At 52.0% G+C, this 13,984-nt stretch carries 13 protein-coding genes, 2 rRNA genes, 1 other RNA gene and 1 other annotated feature; of the genes, 2 read left to right on the forward strand and 14 right to left on the reverse strand.

Annotation, left to right across the window (positions count from 1 at the left end; translation table 11 throughout):
• The 8 genes from GZ1_RS15980 to tadA form a co-directional block, all read right to left on the reverse strand.
• Positions 1 to 509, reverse strand: a 16S ribosomal RNA gene (locus tag GZ1_RS15980); the annotation flags it as partial.
• Positions 510 to 755: 246 nt separating this feature from the next.
• Positions 756 to 1,019, reverse strand: coding sequence for a pro-sigmaK processing inhibitor BofA family protein (locus GZ1_RS15985; RefSeq protein ID WP_011229537.1), 264 nt, complete (start codon positions 1,017 to 1,019; stop codon positions 756 to 758).
• A 78-nt stretch (positions 1,020 to 1,097) separates the two neighbouring features.
• Positions 1,098 to 1,322 carry a YaaL family protein gene (locus GZ1_RS15990; RefSeq protein WP_012820427.1) on the reverse strand — a complete coding sequence of 75 codons (225 nt, stop codon included), beginning with the start codon at positions 1,320 to 1,322 and terminating at the stop codon, positions 1,098 to 1,100.
• Positions 1,323 to 1,345: 23 nt separating this feature from the next.
• Complete coding sequence (gene recR, locus GZ1_RS15995) at positions 1,346 to 1,942, reverse strand: recombination mediator RecR (protein WP_011229535.1); 597 nt, start codon at positions 1,940 to 1,942, stop codon at positions 1,346 to 1,348.
• Positions 1,943 to 1,951: 9 nt separating this feature from the next.
• Complete coding sequence (locus GZ1_RS16000) at positions 1,952 to 2,275, reverse strand: YbaB/EbfC family nucleoid-associated protein (RefSeq protein WP_373278115.1); 324 nt, start codon at positions 2,273 to 2,275, stop codon at positions 1,952 to 1,954.
• A 26-nt stretch (positions 2,276 to 2,301) separates the two neighbouring features.
• Positions 2,302 to 3,981 (reverse strand): DNA polymerase III subunit gamma/tau, encoded by a 1,680-nt coding sequence (dnaX, locus tag GZ1_RS16005; RefSeq protein WP_012820425.1) that lies wholly within the window; start codon positions 3,979 to 3,981, stop codon positions 2,302 to 2,304.
• 117 nt (positions 3,982 to 4,098) lie between these two features.
• Positions 4,099 to 4,363: signal recognition particle sRNA large type (gene ffs / locus GZ1_RS16010), an RNA gene on the reverse strand.
• Between the two features lie 38 nt (positions 4,364 to 4,401).
• Complete coding sequence (gene tadA, locus GZ1_RS16015; protein ID WP_011229532.1) at positions 4,402 to 4,899, reverse strand: tRNA adenosine(34) deaminase TadA; 498 nt, start codon at positions 4,897 to 4,899, stop codon at positions 4,402 to 4,404.
• Between the two features lie 85 nt (positions 4,900 to 4,984).
• Between tadA and GZ1_RS16020 the strand changes: the two genes are divergently transcribed.
• Positions 4,985 to 6,271, forward strand: a complete 1,287-nt coding sequence (locus GZ1_RS16020; protein ID WP_033005372.1) for a glycoside hydrolase family 18 protein — start codon at positions 4,985 to 4,987, stop codon at positions 6,269 to 6,271.
• Positions 6,272 to 6,491: 220 nt separating this feature from the next.
• Here GZ1_RS16020 and serS read toward each other — a convergent pair whose 3' ends face one another.
• The 5 genes from serS to guaB form a co-directional block, all read right to left on the reverse strand.
• Positions 6,492 to 7,766: a serine--tRNA ligase gene (serS, locus tag GZ1_RS16030; RefSeq protein WP_033005375.1), complete on the reverse strand. Its 1,275-nt coding sequence runs from the start codon at positions 7,764 to 7,766 to the stop codon at positions 6,492 to 6,494.
• 53 nt (positions 7,767 to 7,819) lie between these two features.
• Positions 7,820 to 8,040 (reverse strand) — a binding site (T-box leader).
• Positions 8,041 to 8,049: 9 nt separating this feature from the next.
• The gene (gene pdxT / locus GZ1_RS16035; protein WP_060788877.1) at positions 8,050 to 8,640 is read right to left on the reverse strand and encodes a pyridoxal 5'-phosphate synthase glutaminase subunit PdxT; all 591 of its coding nucleotides are present in this window, start codon (positions 8,638 to 8,640) and stop codon (positions 8,050 to 8,052) included.
• Positions 8,641 to 8,664: 24 nt separating this feature from the next.
• A complete protein-coding gene (pdxS, locus tag GZ1_RS16040; protein ID WP_020754770.1) occupies positions 8,665 to 9,549 on the reverse strand; it encodes a pyridoxal 5'-phosphate synthase lyase subunit PdxS in 885 nt (294 codons plus the stop codon).
• A 130-nt stretch (positions 9,550 to 9,679) separates the two neighbouring features.
• Positions 9,680 to 11,038, reverse strand: coding sequence for a serine hydrolase (locus tag GZ1_RS16045; RefSeq protein WP_011229526.1), 1,359 nt, complete (start codon positions 11,036 to 11,038; stop codon positions 9,680 to 9,682).
• Between the two features lie 104 nt (positions 11,039 to 11,142).
• Positions 11,143 to 12,609: an IMP dehydrogenase gene (guaB, locus tag GZ1_RS16050; protein WP_011229525.1), complete on the reverse strand. Its 1,467-nt coding sequence runs from the start codon at positions 12,607 to 12,609 to the stop codon at positions 11,143 to 11,145.
• A 125-nt stretch (positions 12,610 to 12,734) separates the two neighbouring features.
• Between guaB and GZ1_RS16055 the strand changes: the two genes are divergently transcribed.
• On the forward strand, positions 12,735 to 13,712 hold the full coding sequence (locus GZ1_RS16055) for a YaaC family protein (RefSeq protein ID WP_012820422.1): 978 nt from the start codon (positions 12,735 to 12,737) through the stop codon (positions 13,710 to 13,712).
• Positions 13,713 to 13,756: 44 nt separating this feature from the next.
• Here GZ1_RS16055 and rrf read toward each other — a convergent pair.
• Positions 13,757 to 13,873: ribosomal RNA gene (gene rrf, locus GZ1_RS16060) — 5S ribosomal RNA — on the reverse strand.
• Between the last annotated feature and the right edge of the window lie 111 nt (positions 13,874 to 13,984).

The following is a 13,984-nucleotide window of genomic DNA, read 5'->3' on the forward strand; positions in this document are numbered from 1 at the left end:
TTCCTCGTGAGGTACCGTCACCGCGCCGCCCTCTTCGAACGGCGCTCCTTCGTCCCTCACAACAGAGCTTTACGACCCGAAGGCCTTCTTCGCTCACGCGGCGTCGCTCCGTCAGGCTTTCGCCCATTGCGGAAGATTCCCTACTGCTGCCTCCCGTAGGAGTCTGGGCCGTGTCTCAGTCCCAGTGTGGCCGGTCACCCTCTCAGGCCGGCTACGCATCGTCGCCTTGGTGAGCCGTTACCTCACCAACTAGCTAATGCGCCGCGGGCCCATCCGCAAGTGACAGCCAAAGGCCGCCTTTCAACCAAAGACCATGCGGTCTTCGGTGTTATCCGGTATTAGCTCCGGTTTCCCGGAGTTATCCCGGTCTTGCGGGCAGGTTGCCCACGTGTTACTCACCCGTCCGCCGCTGACCAAATCAGAGCAAGCTCCGATCCGGTCCGCTCGACTTGCATGTATTAGGCACGCCGCCAGCGTTCGTCCTGAGCCAGGATCAAACTCTCCAAAGAAAGTTGATTGGCTTTTCGGATTGTCCAGCTTCGGCCAAAGCGGCCTCCGCTTTTCTTATGACGCTTGCGTTTTGTTTAGTTTTCAAGGAACTTGTTTATCTTGCACACTTTTATTATTATACATATCATTTAATTTGCTGTCAACATATCTTTCATGAACAGCGACATTAATTAATATAATGCATTGTCATATAAAAGTCAATAACTTTTAAACAAAAAAATTAAAGGCATCTTGAATAATGATGCCTACAAAATATATCGGTCAATCACGATTAACGCTGCCGCTCCAGGGAGGCCAAGAAATCCGCAAACGATTGAGGTGACGAGGTTAATCGGAATATGGATGTTAAAATGCCCGCCGATGGCGTTGATGACAAACAGCGCGAGCGCCCCGACGATCAGGCGGATAGCAGCGTAGCCGATCAGGCGAAGCGCTTTGAGACGGGCGCCGACGATAAGCAAAACGGCGATAAGCGCTAGCAACACGGTAATGACGACTTTCGGCTCCAACGTTTGAACCCCCTTTTTGCACGCTTGTACTACCAACGTATGAGAAACAGGGGAAAAAAGAACAAAAAAATAAGGAAGTTAACGCACTTCCTTAAGTGTGATGCGGCGGTGCTTCGCTTCGCGGAGGAGGAAAAAATATTTGGCCTCAGCGAGTTGCAATGCGCTCAGCACCTCCGGAGACGGATCGACGCTTTTTTCGATGAGTTGTTTCTGCTCAAGCCATTCAGTTCTAGCCTTTTGTAGTTCAGCCATTAACTTCTCATCAAATTGTCTCTTTAGTTTCCCCTTTCGCCGCCATAACAAACCGATCCCCACCTTCTTTCTCTCTATAGCTCACGGCGCCCTTCCAACGCCTTTGATAACGTCACTTCGTCCGCATACTCCAAGTCGCCGCCGACCGGCAAGCCATGGGCGATGCGGGTGACTTTGATTCCTGTCGGCTTCAACAGGCGGGAGATGTACATCGCCGTTGCCTCTCCCTCGATGTTCGGGTCGGTCGCTAAAATCACCTCTTGGACCGTCTCATCCTGCAATCGCGTGAGCAGCTCGGCGATTTTAATATCTTCCGGTCCGATGCCTTCCATCGGCGAGATGGCCCCGTGCAACACGTGGTACAGGCCATTGTATTCTTTCATCCTCTCCATGGCGATGACATCTTTCGGATCCTGAACAACGCAAATCGTCGTCCGGTCGCGCCGCTCGTCTTTGCAGATGTAGCAAGGGTCTGTATCTGTAATATGTCCGCAAATCGTGCAATAATGAATATGCCGCTTGACATCAACGAGCGCTTTGGCAAACTCAAGCACGGTGTCTTCTTTCATCGCCAGCACATGAAATGCAAGGCGGGCAGCCGTTTTCGGGCCGATGCCGGGCAGTTTCATAAAACTGTCAATCAACTTCGATAGCGGTTCTGGATAATGCATACGCCCCCCCTAGAACAACCCTGGAATGTTAAGTCCTTTCGTAAACTGCCCCATCATTTCATTAGCCAACTCATCCGCTTTTTTCAACGCATCGTTTGTCGCTGCCAAAATCAAATCTTGCAGCATTTCAATATCGTCTCGGTCGACGACTTCCTCTTTAATTTTTACTTCCAAAATTTGTTTATGACCGTTAGCGACAACGGTCACCATGCCTCCGCCCGCCGTGCCTTCCACCGTTTTTTCCGCCAATTCTTCCTGCGCTTTTTGCATTTCTTTTTGCATTTTTTGCATTTGTTTTAACATTTTTTGCATATTGCCCATTCCGCCACGCATCATCTTGGCATCCTCCTTTAAACGGTTTATTCTTTAATTTCGATCAGCTCTTCGCCAAACAGCCGCTTCGCTTCGGCGATTAACGGATCTTCTTCGCTTTTTTCCACCATGGCGTCCTTATTGCGGATGAACTCTTCTCTTATTTTTCCCCATTCTCCCTCCGGAATGGCTACCATTTCAAAGCGGCGGTTTGTCAGCTCAAACAAAATCGCTTCGACGTTTTCTTTGACCGAACTTGTGGGATCGGTCGCCATTTTGCAGTGGATTTCGTATTTGAATTTTAATACAAACGCTGAGGCGCTCGCTGCAACCGGCTCGCTCTCTTGCAGCAAGGCAGCGTGCGACACTTTATGCTGCCGTTTCAACGTGTCGAGCACATCCGCCCAGCATCCTTTCACCAAAGCTAAATCTTCATGCGTCGCCTGTTTCAACAGCTCGTAAATGCGGCCAACCGGGGCTTTATATCCCCCCGTTTTCATCGGTTTGGACAGTTTTTTCACCGGCGCGGCGGTCGACGGAGGGGCAGGCGGTTGTTCCTTCAGGCGCCGCAATTCCGCCTCCAGCGTTTCAATCCGCTTTATCAACGGTTCCAACTCGGAAGCCGACAGCGACGGGGCGGCGGCTGATGGATGGCAAAGTTTCACAAGCGCCACTTCCAACAGAAGGCGCGGGTGGTTTGTCCACTTCATCTCTTGCTGGCTTTTGTTCAGCAACTCGATGGCCTCGTATAAATTGGAAACCGGAATCATTTCCGACAGTGAAGTGAACGCTTCGTCAACGACAGCAATTTGAATCGCTCCCTCCACATAGGGAGCGGTTTTGTACAGCAATAAATCGCGATAGTACAAAATCAAGTCTTCAACCAAACGATGCGGATCTTTCCCTTGCGCCATCATCGTTTCCAACTGCTGAAGAACCGCCGCTGTATCTTTGCGGTGGATGGCTTCGATGAAGCTCGATAAGGCGGCAAATGATGCAGCCCCGGTCATCGCCAGCACGTCGTCGAGCCGAAGTTTCCCGTCGCTGAACGAAATGGCTTGATCAAGCAAGCTGAGCGCATCGCGCATCCCCCCGTCTGCAGCACGGGCGATGGCGGACAATGCCTCATCGGACGCCTCGACACCTTGGGCGCTTGCGACATACTTTAGCCGTGAAACGATCGCCGGAAGCGGGATGCGGCGAAAATCGAACCGTTGGCAGCGGGAAATGATCGTCGCCGGAATTTTGTGCGGCTCGGTCGTGGCCAAAATGAAAATGACGTGTTTCGGCGGCTCCTCCAACGTTTTCAACAGCGCGTTAAACGCACCGATCGACAGCATATGCACCTCGTCGATGATATACACTTTGTAGCGGGCCGACGTCGGCGCAAATTTCACCTTCTCACGGATATCACGAATTTCATCGACGCGGTTGTTGGAAGCAGCGTCAATTTCCAGCACATCGGGAACCGTTCCATTCGTAATGCCGAGGCAAGCTGGACACTCATTGCATGGCTCCGCCGCTGGCGCCTGTTCACAGTTGACCGCCTTGGCGAAAATTTTCGCTGCGCTCGTTTTTCCTGTACCGCGCGGGCCGGAAAATAAGTAAGCGTGCGATATTTTATGTTGAAGCAGGGCGCTTTGCAACGTCTTGGTCACGTGTTCTTGGCCGACCATGTCCGCAAAGCGCTGCGGCCGAAACACGCGATATAACGCTTGGTATGCCACGGAAAACGGCCCTCCTCTTTCTCTCGTCCTATCTATTATATAACTTCCTATTGCAATTTGAAATAACAAAAAACCCACTCGCCATGAGTGGGTTTTGTTCCCTATCGCTATGTAAGGCCGTGCACCTTCTGTCGATTAGCTGCCCCGAGCGTTGCTCAAGCAGTTAGCTCAGCCCAGGCGTCCCCGCGGCACATGGGAGCATCCGCTTACTGCTGCTTCCTTCCGGACCTGACAGGGTTCACGGAATCCCATTGCGCGGGACCCAGACGTCAACACCACTTGCTTGAGACAGGCCTCGCAACAGACTAACCTCGAGAAGGAATTCAGCCTCGCTAGAGCGGATTGCGAGTACAGGGCACCGCTACCTCCCCGCTTAGCACGGCACTATCAGTATAGCTCGTTAGCGGAAAAAATGCAATGTCAATCGACGGAATTTTCGTTGGCACTCCCGCCAACATTTCTCTTTTGTTCGCGCAATCGTCGAAAAAATTGGCTCAACAGCGAACCGCACTCGTCAGCAAGCACCCCGCTTACCACCTTAACCTGATGGTTAAATCGGCTTTCCTGCAATAAGTTCATCAATGTCCCAGCGCACCCTCCCTTTGGGTCAAACGCGCCAAATACAACCCGTTCGATGCGGGAAAGAACAATGGCGCCTGCGCACATGGCGCACGGCTCAAGCGTTACGTACAACGTCGCCCGCTCAAGCCGCCATGAACCGGTTGCCCGGCATGCTTCATCGATTGCCAAAATTTCTGCATGAGCGATGGCGCGTTGTTCGGTTTCCCGCAAATTATGAGCGCGGGCGATGACGCGGCCGTCTTGAACGATGACAGCGCCGATCGGCACTTCGCCGATCTGCTCCGCTTTTTTTGCTTCTTCCATTGCCAATCGCATGTAGTACTCGTCGGTGTTCATCGTATACCCCTTCACACAAACGGTCATTTCTCCTTTCTTTTCATCATAGAATATGGAGAATAAAGACGCAACTAGGAGGTCAAGTATGCAAATCCACGTAGTGCAGAGTGGACAAACGTTAAGTGGAATTGCTGAGGCATACGGGACCACGGCGGAAGAAATTGTCCGGGCCAACAAGCTTCCAAACCCTGATAAACTCGTTGTCGGCCAGGCGCTCGTGATCCCGATCGTCGGTCGTTTTTACTGGGTGCAGCGCGGCGAAACGTTATGGTCGATTGCACGCCGATTTTCGATTCCGATGCAGCGGCTTGCCGAAGTGAATCGCCTCTCCTTAAACGCTCCGCTTAAGGTCGGGCAGCGGCTTTATATACCGCCCGGCGCCAAGCGAAGAGCGGAGTTTAACGCCTATATTGAACCGCGCGGCGCGACTGTCAGCCCAGCGCTGGAGGCGAGCGCTCGCGAAGCCGCTCCGTATTTGACTTATTTGAGTCCTTTTTATTTTGCGATCCGACGCGACGCGACATTGCAAGAGCCGCCGCTTGACGACTTTCCGGATATTGCCCGCGCCAACCGCGTCACGCTCGTTATGGTTGTCGCCAACATTGAAAACGGGCAGTTCAGCGACGAGCTCGGCGCGCTTATGTTAACAAACGAAACGCTGCAAAATCGTCTGCTCGACAACATTGTCGCGACCGCTAGACGGTATGGCTTCCGCGACATCCATTTTGATTTTGAATATTTGCGCCCGGAAGACCGTGAGGCGTATAATGCGTTTTTGCGCAAAGCGAAACGGCGGTTTGCACGAGAAGGGTGGATGATGTCGACCGCCTTGGCGCCGAAAACGAGCGCGACCCAGCGCGGACGTTGGTACGAAGCACACGACTACTGCGCCCATGGACAAATTGTCGACTTTGTCGTGATCATGACGTATGAATGGGGCTACAGCGGCGGGCCGCCGATGCCGGTGTCCCCGATCGGTCCGGTCCGCCGCGTTCTCGAGTACGCCATCTCTGAAATGCCAGCCGGAAAAATTTTGATGGGGCAAAACTTGTATGGCTACGACTGGACGCTGCCATATGTACCCGGCGGCCCGTACGCCCAGGCCCTCAGCCCGCAGCAAGCCATCGCCCTCGCCGCAAAGTATAACGTTGCCATCGAATACGATACGGAGGCGCAGGCACCGCATTTTCGCTATCGCGACGAAAACGGACGCGAGCATGAAGTATGGTTCGAGGACGCCCGCTCCATTCAAGCAAAATTTAATCTCGTGAAGGAACTTGGTTTGCGCGGGGTCAGCTATTGGAAACTTGGCATTGATTTTCCACAAAACTGGCTGCTGATCGCTGATCAATTTACTGTTGTAAAAAAATAAAGGCATAAAAAACCCGCCGGTCAACGGCGGGTTTTTTTATGATGGGAAACGGCTTTCGGCGGTCAGCCGTTTCAGATGACAATCTCCTCTTATGCGCGTCAGTCCTCTTCATCATCGTCTTGGCCAAGAACAAGATTTCTTGTTCCTCATTGCCAACGTCATTCACTATAACACGGCAGTCGGGAAAAGTCAACCAACGATTTGCCTCAAGCACCTTTTTTCAGCGAATGACGTCCCGATTCCCCATGTAAGGACGAAGCGCTTCCGGAACGATGACCGAGCCGTCTTCTTGCTGGTAGTTTTCCAAAATGGCGGCGACCGTCCGCCCAATGGCTAGCCCCGAACCGTTTAATGTATGCACGTACTCCGGTTTCGCTTTTGGATCGCGACGGAAGCGGATGTTGGCACGGCGCGCTTGAAACGCCTCAAAGTTGCTGCACGACGAAATTTCCCGGTACGTTCCGTAACTTGGCAGCCAAACTTCAATATCGTACGTTTTCGCCGCCGAGAATCCAAGGTCTCCGGTGCACAAGGCGACAACGCGGTACGGAAGCCCGAGCCGTTGCAAAATCGTCTCTGCCTGGCGCGTCAGCTTTTCCAATTCATCGTACGAGTCCTCCGGCTTTACGAATTTTACCAGCTCGACTTTATTGAACTGATGCTGGCGGATCAGCCCTCTCGTGTCGCGGCCGGCCGACCCGGCTTCCGCGCGGAAGCAGGCGCTGTAGGCCGCATAGTAAATCGGCAAATCATCTGCGGCCAAAATTTCGTCGCGATGCAGGTTCGTCACCGGCACCTCAGCGGTCGGAATGAGGAAATAATCTTCGCTGTCCAAATGGAACGCATCCTCGGCAAATTTCGGCAACTGTCCGGTTCCGATCATGCTCGCCCGGTTCACTAAATATGGCGGCAACACTTCTTCGTAACCGAATTCATCGAGATGGATGTCAAGCATAAAGTTGATGAGCGCCCGCTCAAGCCGCGCTCCTAACCCTTTATAAAAGACAAATCGGCTTCCCGCCACTTTGGCGGCTCGCTCAAAGTCGAGCAAACCGAGCCGATCGGCGATTTCCCAATGCGGCTTCGGCTCAAAGGAAAACGAACGCGGCTCCCCCCATCTCCGCACTTCGACATTGTCCTCTTCCGACTGGCCGACCGGTACGGATTCATGCGGAATATTTGGAATCGATAACAACAGGGCGTTGAGTTCCTCTTCCAGTTGGCGAATGTGCTCATCCATTTGCTTAATGCGGTCGCCGACTTCGCGCATTTGGACGATCAGCGGCTCCGCATCCTTTTTCTCGCGCTTAAGGGCGGCAATTTGCTGCGACACATCATTGCGTTTGCTTTTTAGCTCTTCCACCTCAGCAATCAAACGGCGGCGTTCTTTGTCCAACTGTTCAAACCGGTCGATGTTCGCCAAATCTCCGCCGCGCTGCATTAGTTTTTCTTTCACTTCTTCAAACTGGGCGCGCAATATTTTCACATCCAGCATGGCTTTTACCTCCTTTTCCATTCAATATTATACATAAAAAAGCCCCCGTCCCCAAAAGGGACGGGAGCGACCCCGCGGTGCCACCCTTATTGAAGGCTTGCGATGCCTTCCCTTTTTGCCGTTCACGGCGGCTGCCGAAAACGCCTACTGACCCGCTTTGGCGTTCAACGTTTTGCTCGAGGATGGATTCACAGGAGCTCCCTGCCGGTTTGCACCACCCACCGGCTCTCTGAAAGAAAGGGGGTCTGCTGCTTGTTCCTCTCATCGCTTTCGCTTGATCACTTTACTTAAGGCTTGACGTCATTTTCGCTTCTTTGACCATGTTGAGAAAGTATTGCATCAATCGATGATCGTCGGTCAGCTCTGGATGGAACGAGCAACCAAGAAACTGGCCTTGCCGGGCCGCGACAATGCGGTCATTGTATGTCGCGAGGACATCGACCCCGTCGCCGACCTCGACAATGTGCGGAGCACGGATGAAGACGCCGACAAACCCGTCGCCGACACCCTTAATCGACAGCTCCGCCTCAAAGCTTTCCCGCTGCCGACCAAACGAGTTCCGCTCGACTGTAATGTCCATTAATCCTAAATGTGGCTCGTCATAGCCGACAATTCGCTTCGCCAGCAAAATGAGCCCGGCGCACGTACCGAACATCGGCTTGCCGGCAGCGGCAAATTGCTTGAGCGGCTCCATCAGCCCATAGCGGTCGATGAGCTGCCGCATCGTCGTGCTTTCGCCGCCCGGCAGCACAAGACCGTCCAACCCTTCAAGCTGCTCCGGCTTTTTCACGATGACCGCCTCGGCGCCGCACGCCTCAATGGCGCGAACATGCTCCCGCACAGCTCCTTGCAGTCCAAGTACACCTATTTTCATCGTTGCTTTGCTCCTTTATTTAGCTTACCAGCCGCGTTCTTGCATCCGGTGCTCCGGCAACAATGTCGCGATATCGATGCCGCGCATCGCGCCGCCCAATCCTTTCGACAAGTGTGCGATCAATTCATAGTCTTCGTAATGAGTCGTCGCCTCTACGATCGCGCGCGCGTATTTTTCCGGATTTTCCGATTTGAAAATGCCAGACCCAACAAAGACACCGTCCGCACCCAAGTGCATCATCAAGGCAGCGTCAGCCGGTGTCGCGACACCGCCGGCGGCAAAGTTGACGACCGGCAGGCGGCCAAGCCGCTTGATCTCGCGCAGCACCTCAACCGGAGCCCCGAGCTGTTTCGCCTCAGCGACAAGCTCATCTTCGCTCATGTTGACGACTTTGCGAATTTGCGCGTTCACTTTGCGCATATGGCGCACGGCCTCAACAATGTTGCCTGTCCCCGGCTCTCCTTTCGTCCGCAACATCGATGCCCCTTCTGCAATGCGGCGCGCCGCTTCCCCTAAATCGCGGCAACCGCACACAAATGGAACGGTAAACTGCCGTTTGTCAATATGGAATTCCTCATCAGCCGGCGTTAATACTTCGCTTTCGTCAATGTAGTCGACACCAAGCGCCTCTAAGACACGCGCCTCAACATAGTGACCGATCCGCACTTTCGCCATGACTGGGATCGAAACGGCCTTCATCACTTCTTCGATCACCGTCGGGTCGGCCATGCGCGCGACACCGCCAGCGGCGCGAATGTCCGCCGGGACGCGCTCGAGCGCCATAACCGCGACAGCCCCTGCCGCTTCAGCGATTTTCGCCTGTTCTGCGTTCACGACGTCCATGATGACGCCGCCTTTTTGCATTTCCGCCATGCCGCGTTTGACGCGGTCCGTACCTGTCAATGCCAACGTTGATTCCCCCTATTCCTAATCCTTATGCTTTGCGAGGCATGCAAAAGGACGATTCCACTGTTTTATTTTACCTCAATTTTTACAAAAATCACAATGGAAAAAAGCTCCCCATCAAGGGGAGTCGATTCTACAGCCAGCCTTTCACTGTTTTGGCGACGCTTGTCCATAAATCAACAAACAGTCCGCCGACCGCGCGCATCGAAAGAACAAACCAATTGGCTTTTTCGACTTCAGCTGTTGTGACAAGCGGCACACGGATGTTTTTTTGCATGTCTGGGCTTAAGAAGGCAAGGGAGTCGTCCCCTTTATATTCGAGCGTCATATATCCAACCGTTTCCCCTTTTTTCAAAGGGGCGACTAGCTTTCCTTCTTTTGTCATTTTTTTCTTGTCCAACACATATACAGGTTTGTATTGTTTTTCCTCGCCGTTTTTCACAAGCAGATCCAGATTCTTTCCTGTCGCGACACGAACCTCTTTTTCTTTCCCTTTCACGACCGGAAGTGTTTCTTTTCCTTTCAGCTGGTACCCTTTTGGATAAAGCGTCTCGAGGGAGTATTGGTTGAATCCGTAGTTAAATAGTTTTTCTGTCTCTTTAAAGCGCGCCTCTTTTGTTGTTTTCCCACTCGCATCTTTCGCGTTCATGACAACCGAAATCAAGCGGACGCCGTTTCGTTTCGCCGTCCCGGTGAAACAGTTGCCGGCAAATTCCGTATAGCCGGTTTTCAACCCGTCTACACCTTCGTATCCGTACACAAGCCCAGGCAGCATCCAATTCCAGTTGTCCATTTTGATTTCATCTTTTGTTCCTTCCCGGAATACTTTATGAGGAATGCTCGCTGTTTTCAGCACTTCGGGATGATCTTTCAGCAACCGGTAGGCAAGCATCGCCATCGCACGTGCGGACATGACGTTTTCCTCATTTGTGCTTGTCCCTTCTGGATGGAATCCTTTTAAATCCTTATTGCTCAACCCTGTGGCATTGACAAACTTATAATCTTTCAGCCCAAGCTCTTTCGCTTTGTCGTTCATCATTTTCACAAAATTTTTCTCCGATCCAGCGATGATCTCAGCAATCGCGACCGTTGCCCCGTTCGCCGAATAAATGGCCATTGCCTCGTACAGCTCACGCACCGTATACTTGCCATCTTTTCGCAACGGGACATTGGACAGCGCCCGGTCTTGCGACAGCCGGTACACGTAATCGCTTGGCGTGTACATTTGATCCCATTTGACGCGCTTCGCCTTAATGGCGTCAAGAAGCAAATACTCGGTCATCATTTTCGTCATGCTGGCAATCCCAAGCACCGTATCGATATTTTTTTCATACAAAATTCTTCCCGTTTGTGCATCCACTAAAATCGCAGCGTCCGCCCGGATGTCAAGCGGGGCGCTTTCCGCCTTCACCGTCTGTTGAAACGGACCAAACGTTAAACAAAGGCAAATCGACAGCAACCAAAACAACCAGTTTTGTTTTCTCCTCCTCACAATGACACCCTCCTCACACAACCGTTATTGTAACATACCGTCGGCCAAAAAAATAGACGGAGGACATGTCTCCGTCACAGTTGAGCCGATCGGCGCAACTCCGATCAAAAAGCAGAGTAGTTCGGCGCTTCTTTCGTAATTTGCACGTCATGCGGATGGCTTTCACGGAGCCCCGCGCTCGTCATGCGGATAAACTGCGTTTTTTCGCGCAGCTCTTCCAAATTGCGGGTTCCACAATAGCCCATGCCGGCGCGCAACCCACCGACAAGCTGATAAATCGTGTCGGCAAGCGGCCCTTTGTATGGAACGCGTCCCTCGATGCCTTCCGGGACAAACTTTTTCGCATCTTCTTGAAAATAGCGGTCTTTGCTGCCGCGCTCCATGGCTGCGACCGATCCCATGCCCCGGTACACCTTGAAGCGGCGGCCTTGATAAATTTCCGTCTCACCCGGGCTTTCGGAAACACCAGCAAGCAAGCTGCCGAGCATAACCGCATGCGCCCCAGCCGCGATCGCCTTCACAATGTCGCCGGAATATTTGATCCCGCCGTCAGCGATGATCGGGACGCCATGTTTGCGCGCCTCAGTCGCACAGTCGTAGATCGCCGTAATTTGCGGCACACCAACCCCGGCGACAACCCGGGTCGTGCAGATGGACCCCGGACCGATTCCGACTTTAATAATGTTCGCCCCAGCCTCAATCAAGTCGCGCGTCCCTTCAGCTGTCGCGACATTGCCGGCGATGATGTTCAAGTCCGGGTATTGGCGTCGGATGTTGGCCACCGTCTCTAGGACGCCTTTCGAATGGCCGTGCGCCGTGTCAACGACAATGACATCAACCCCTGCCTCAACAAGCTTTTTGACGCGAATCATCGTGTCCGCCGTCACCCCGACGGCCGCCCCGACAATCAGCCTCCCTTTCGCATCTTTCGCTGAATTCGGGAACTCAATGACCTTTTCAATATCCTTGATCGTAATTAATCCCTTCAGCACACCGTTTTCATCAACAAGAGGCAGTTTTTCGACCTTGTGTCGCTGCAAAATTTTCTCTGCTTCCTCCAACGTTGTCCCCACCGGAGCAGTGATCAAGTTTTCCTTCGTCATTACCTCGGAAATTTTAATCGAATAGTCTTGAATGAAACGCAAGTCACGGTTCGTAATAATGCCGACCAATTTTTGCTCCTCGGGGTTGTTGACGATCGGCACCCCCGAGATCCGATATTTACTCATTAAGTGTTCTGCATCATACACTTGATGATCCGGCGTTAGGAAAAACGGGTCCGTAATGACGCCTCGTTCCGACCGTTTCACCTTGTCGACCTGCTCGGCCTGCTGTTCGATCGACATATTTTTGTGAATGATGCCAAGGCCTCCCTGACGCGCCATCGCAATTGCCATCTCCGCTTCGGTGACCGTATCCATCCCAGCGCTGAGAATCGGGATGTTCAACTGCAGCGTATCGCTCAACTTCGTGGTTACATCAACATCGCGCGGCAATACGTCCGACTTCGCTGGGATGAGAAGAACGTCATCAAACGTCAATCCTTCCTTGGCGAATTTCGCTTCCCACATGTTTTCTCCCCCTTGTCCGGAAATATTATTAGTAGCTTAACAACTGGTTAAACTACTGTCAAGGAATCAAGAAAATGTCCAACTTTTCAGTTATTTCAAGACAATTCTATGTAAGGGGGGTAAAAATGTTCGGAAATCACGGTCAACTGTTTCGCCTTTCTGTTTTCCGCTCGGCCGATACTGCGCAGCAATTTTTGCGGCAATGCTATCAACAGCTGCAGCGGGATGACGCCGTCCAACGCAGTTATGCAAACTGTTACCCATTTTTATATTATCTGGAACACGGGCAAAACTTTTACGCCGCTGCCCAGCAGGCGCCGCTGTCCATCAAGCCGGTTCTCTTGTTTTACGGCATGGTGCAGCTCTTAAAAGCATGCCTGCTCACTGTCGACCCCGACTACCCGGAATCAACATCGGTCTTGGCCCATGGTGTATCAGCAAGAAAACGAAAAAAACAGGGCTACGAATTTTTAGATGATGAAGTGAAAATACAAAAAAACGGTTTATTCGCACATTTTTCTGAAAAAATGTTTCATGTGAAACAAGAAGCTGGGGAAAAATTTCGCATGGGCACGCTGTTGCAACGAATTGGCGAGTTGCATGAAACGTTTTTTCTTCTAAGCGGGCGAAAAAAACCGTTATCCTTGCCTGTTGTACATACTGCTTCGCCGCCGATGCTCGCCATCCCAAAAGTGATTTTGGACCACTACCATATGTCGTTGTCCCGCTTTGTCCAATATCTCTGTGAAGAAGGACAAGGAAAGCGGCTTTCGTTCGCCAAAGAAGAAGGAGAATTTCTGTATTTTCATATAGAATCGCCGCTGTCGCCGGCCGGAGAAGGTCCGTTTTTATTCCATCTTGACGGTACACTCCGAATTCCAGTCAAGAAAGAGAAAACATTCTCGCTTCCAGAAATACACGCCCATTACTTGTTGCTGTATAACTTGAGCATGATTTCGCGCTATGAGACGGAATGGTGGAGCGAGCTTCTCCATTCTTACCCAAGCAAGGCATACACTTTTATTCTTGAGTTTCTCTCCGTGTCGGCGGAAAAAGTGCCGTTGCTGCTTCATGAATACTTAATGCGGAAATTTTTGGGTTGAATCAAATCAAAAATCCCCTGCTGTATATACAGCAGGGGATTTTCGCCTAGCAGCGACCTACTCTTGCAGGGGCGCTGGCCCCAACTACCATCGGCGCTGGAGGGCTTAACTTCCGTGTTCGGGATGGGAACGGGTGTTTCCCCTCCGCCATAGCCACTAGGCAATGGTTATCATCTTGGACAGTAATTATTATATCCATCCTGTTGGATTTGTCAACAGGATGTTCATTCCCTCAAAACTAGATAACCGTTGGAAGAAGCCGCTCATAGGTC

This window comes from Geobacillus zalihae NBRC 101842 (genome assembly GCF_001544135.1).
In the GTDB taxonomy this organism is placed as follows: Bacteria; Bacillota; Bacilli; order Bacillales; family Anoxybacillaceae; genus Geobacillus; species Geobacillus zalihae.

What these genes read in the sequence shown, in the direction of transcription:
- recR (WP_011229535.1), bottom strand. Translation starts at nt 1,942, where the DNA reads ATGCATTATCCAGAACCGCTATCGAAGTTGATTGACAGTTTTATGAAA.
- GZ1_RS16000 (WP_373278115.1), bottom strand. Translation starts at nt 2,275, where the DNA reads ATGCGTGGCGGAATGGGCAATATGCAAAAAATGTTAAAACAAATGCAA.
- tadA (WP_011229532.1), bottom strand. Translation starts at nt 4,899, where the DNA reads ATGAACACCGACGAGTACTACATGCGATTGGCAATGGAAGAAGCAAAA.
- GZ1_RS16020 (WP_033005372.1), top strand. Translation starts at nt 4,985, where the DNA reads ATGCAAATCCACGTAGTGCAGAGTGGACAAACGTTAAGTGGAATTGCT.
- serS (WP_033005375.1), bottom strand. Translation starts at nt 7,766, where the DNA reads ATGCTGGATGTGAAAATATTGCGCGCCCAGTTTGAAGAAGTGAAAGAA.
- pdxT (WP_060788877.1), bottom strand. Translation starts at nt 8,640, where the DNA reads ATGAAAATAGGTGTACTTGGACTGCAAGGAGCTGTGCGGGAGCATGTT.
- guaB (WP_011229525.1), bottom strand. Translation starts at nt 12,609, where the DNA reads ATGTGGGAAGCGAAATTCGCCAAGGAAGGATTGACGTTTGATGACGTT.
- GZ1_RS16055 (WP_012820422.1), top strand. Translation starts at nt 12,735, where the DNA reads ATGTTCGGAAATCACGGTCAACTGTTTCGCCTTTCTGTTTTCCGCTCG.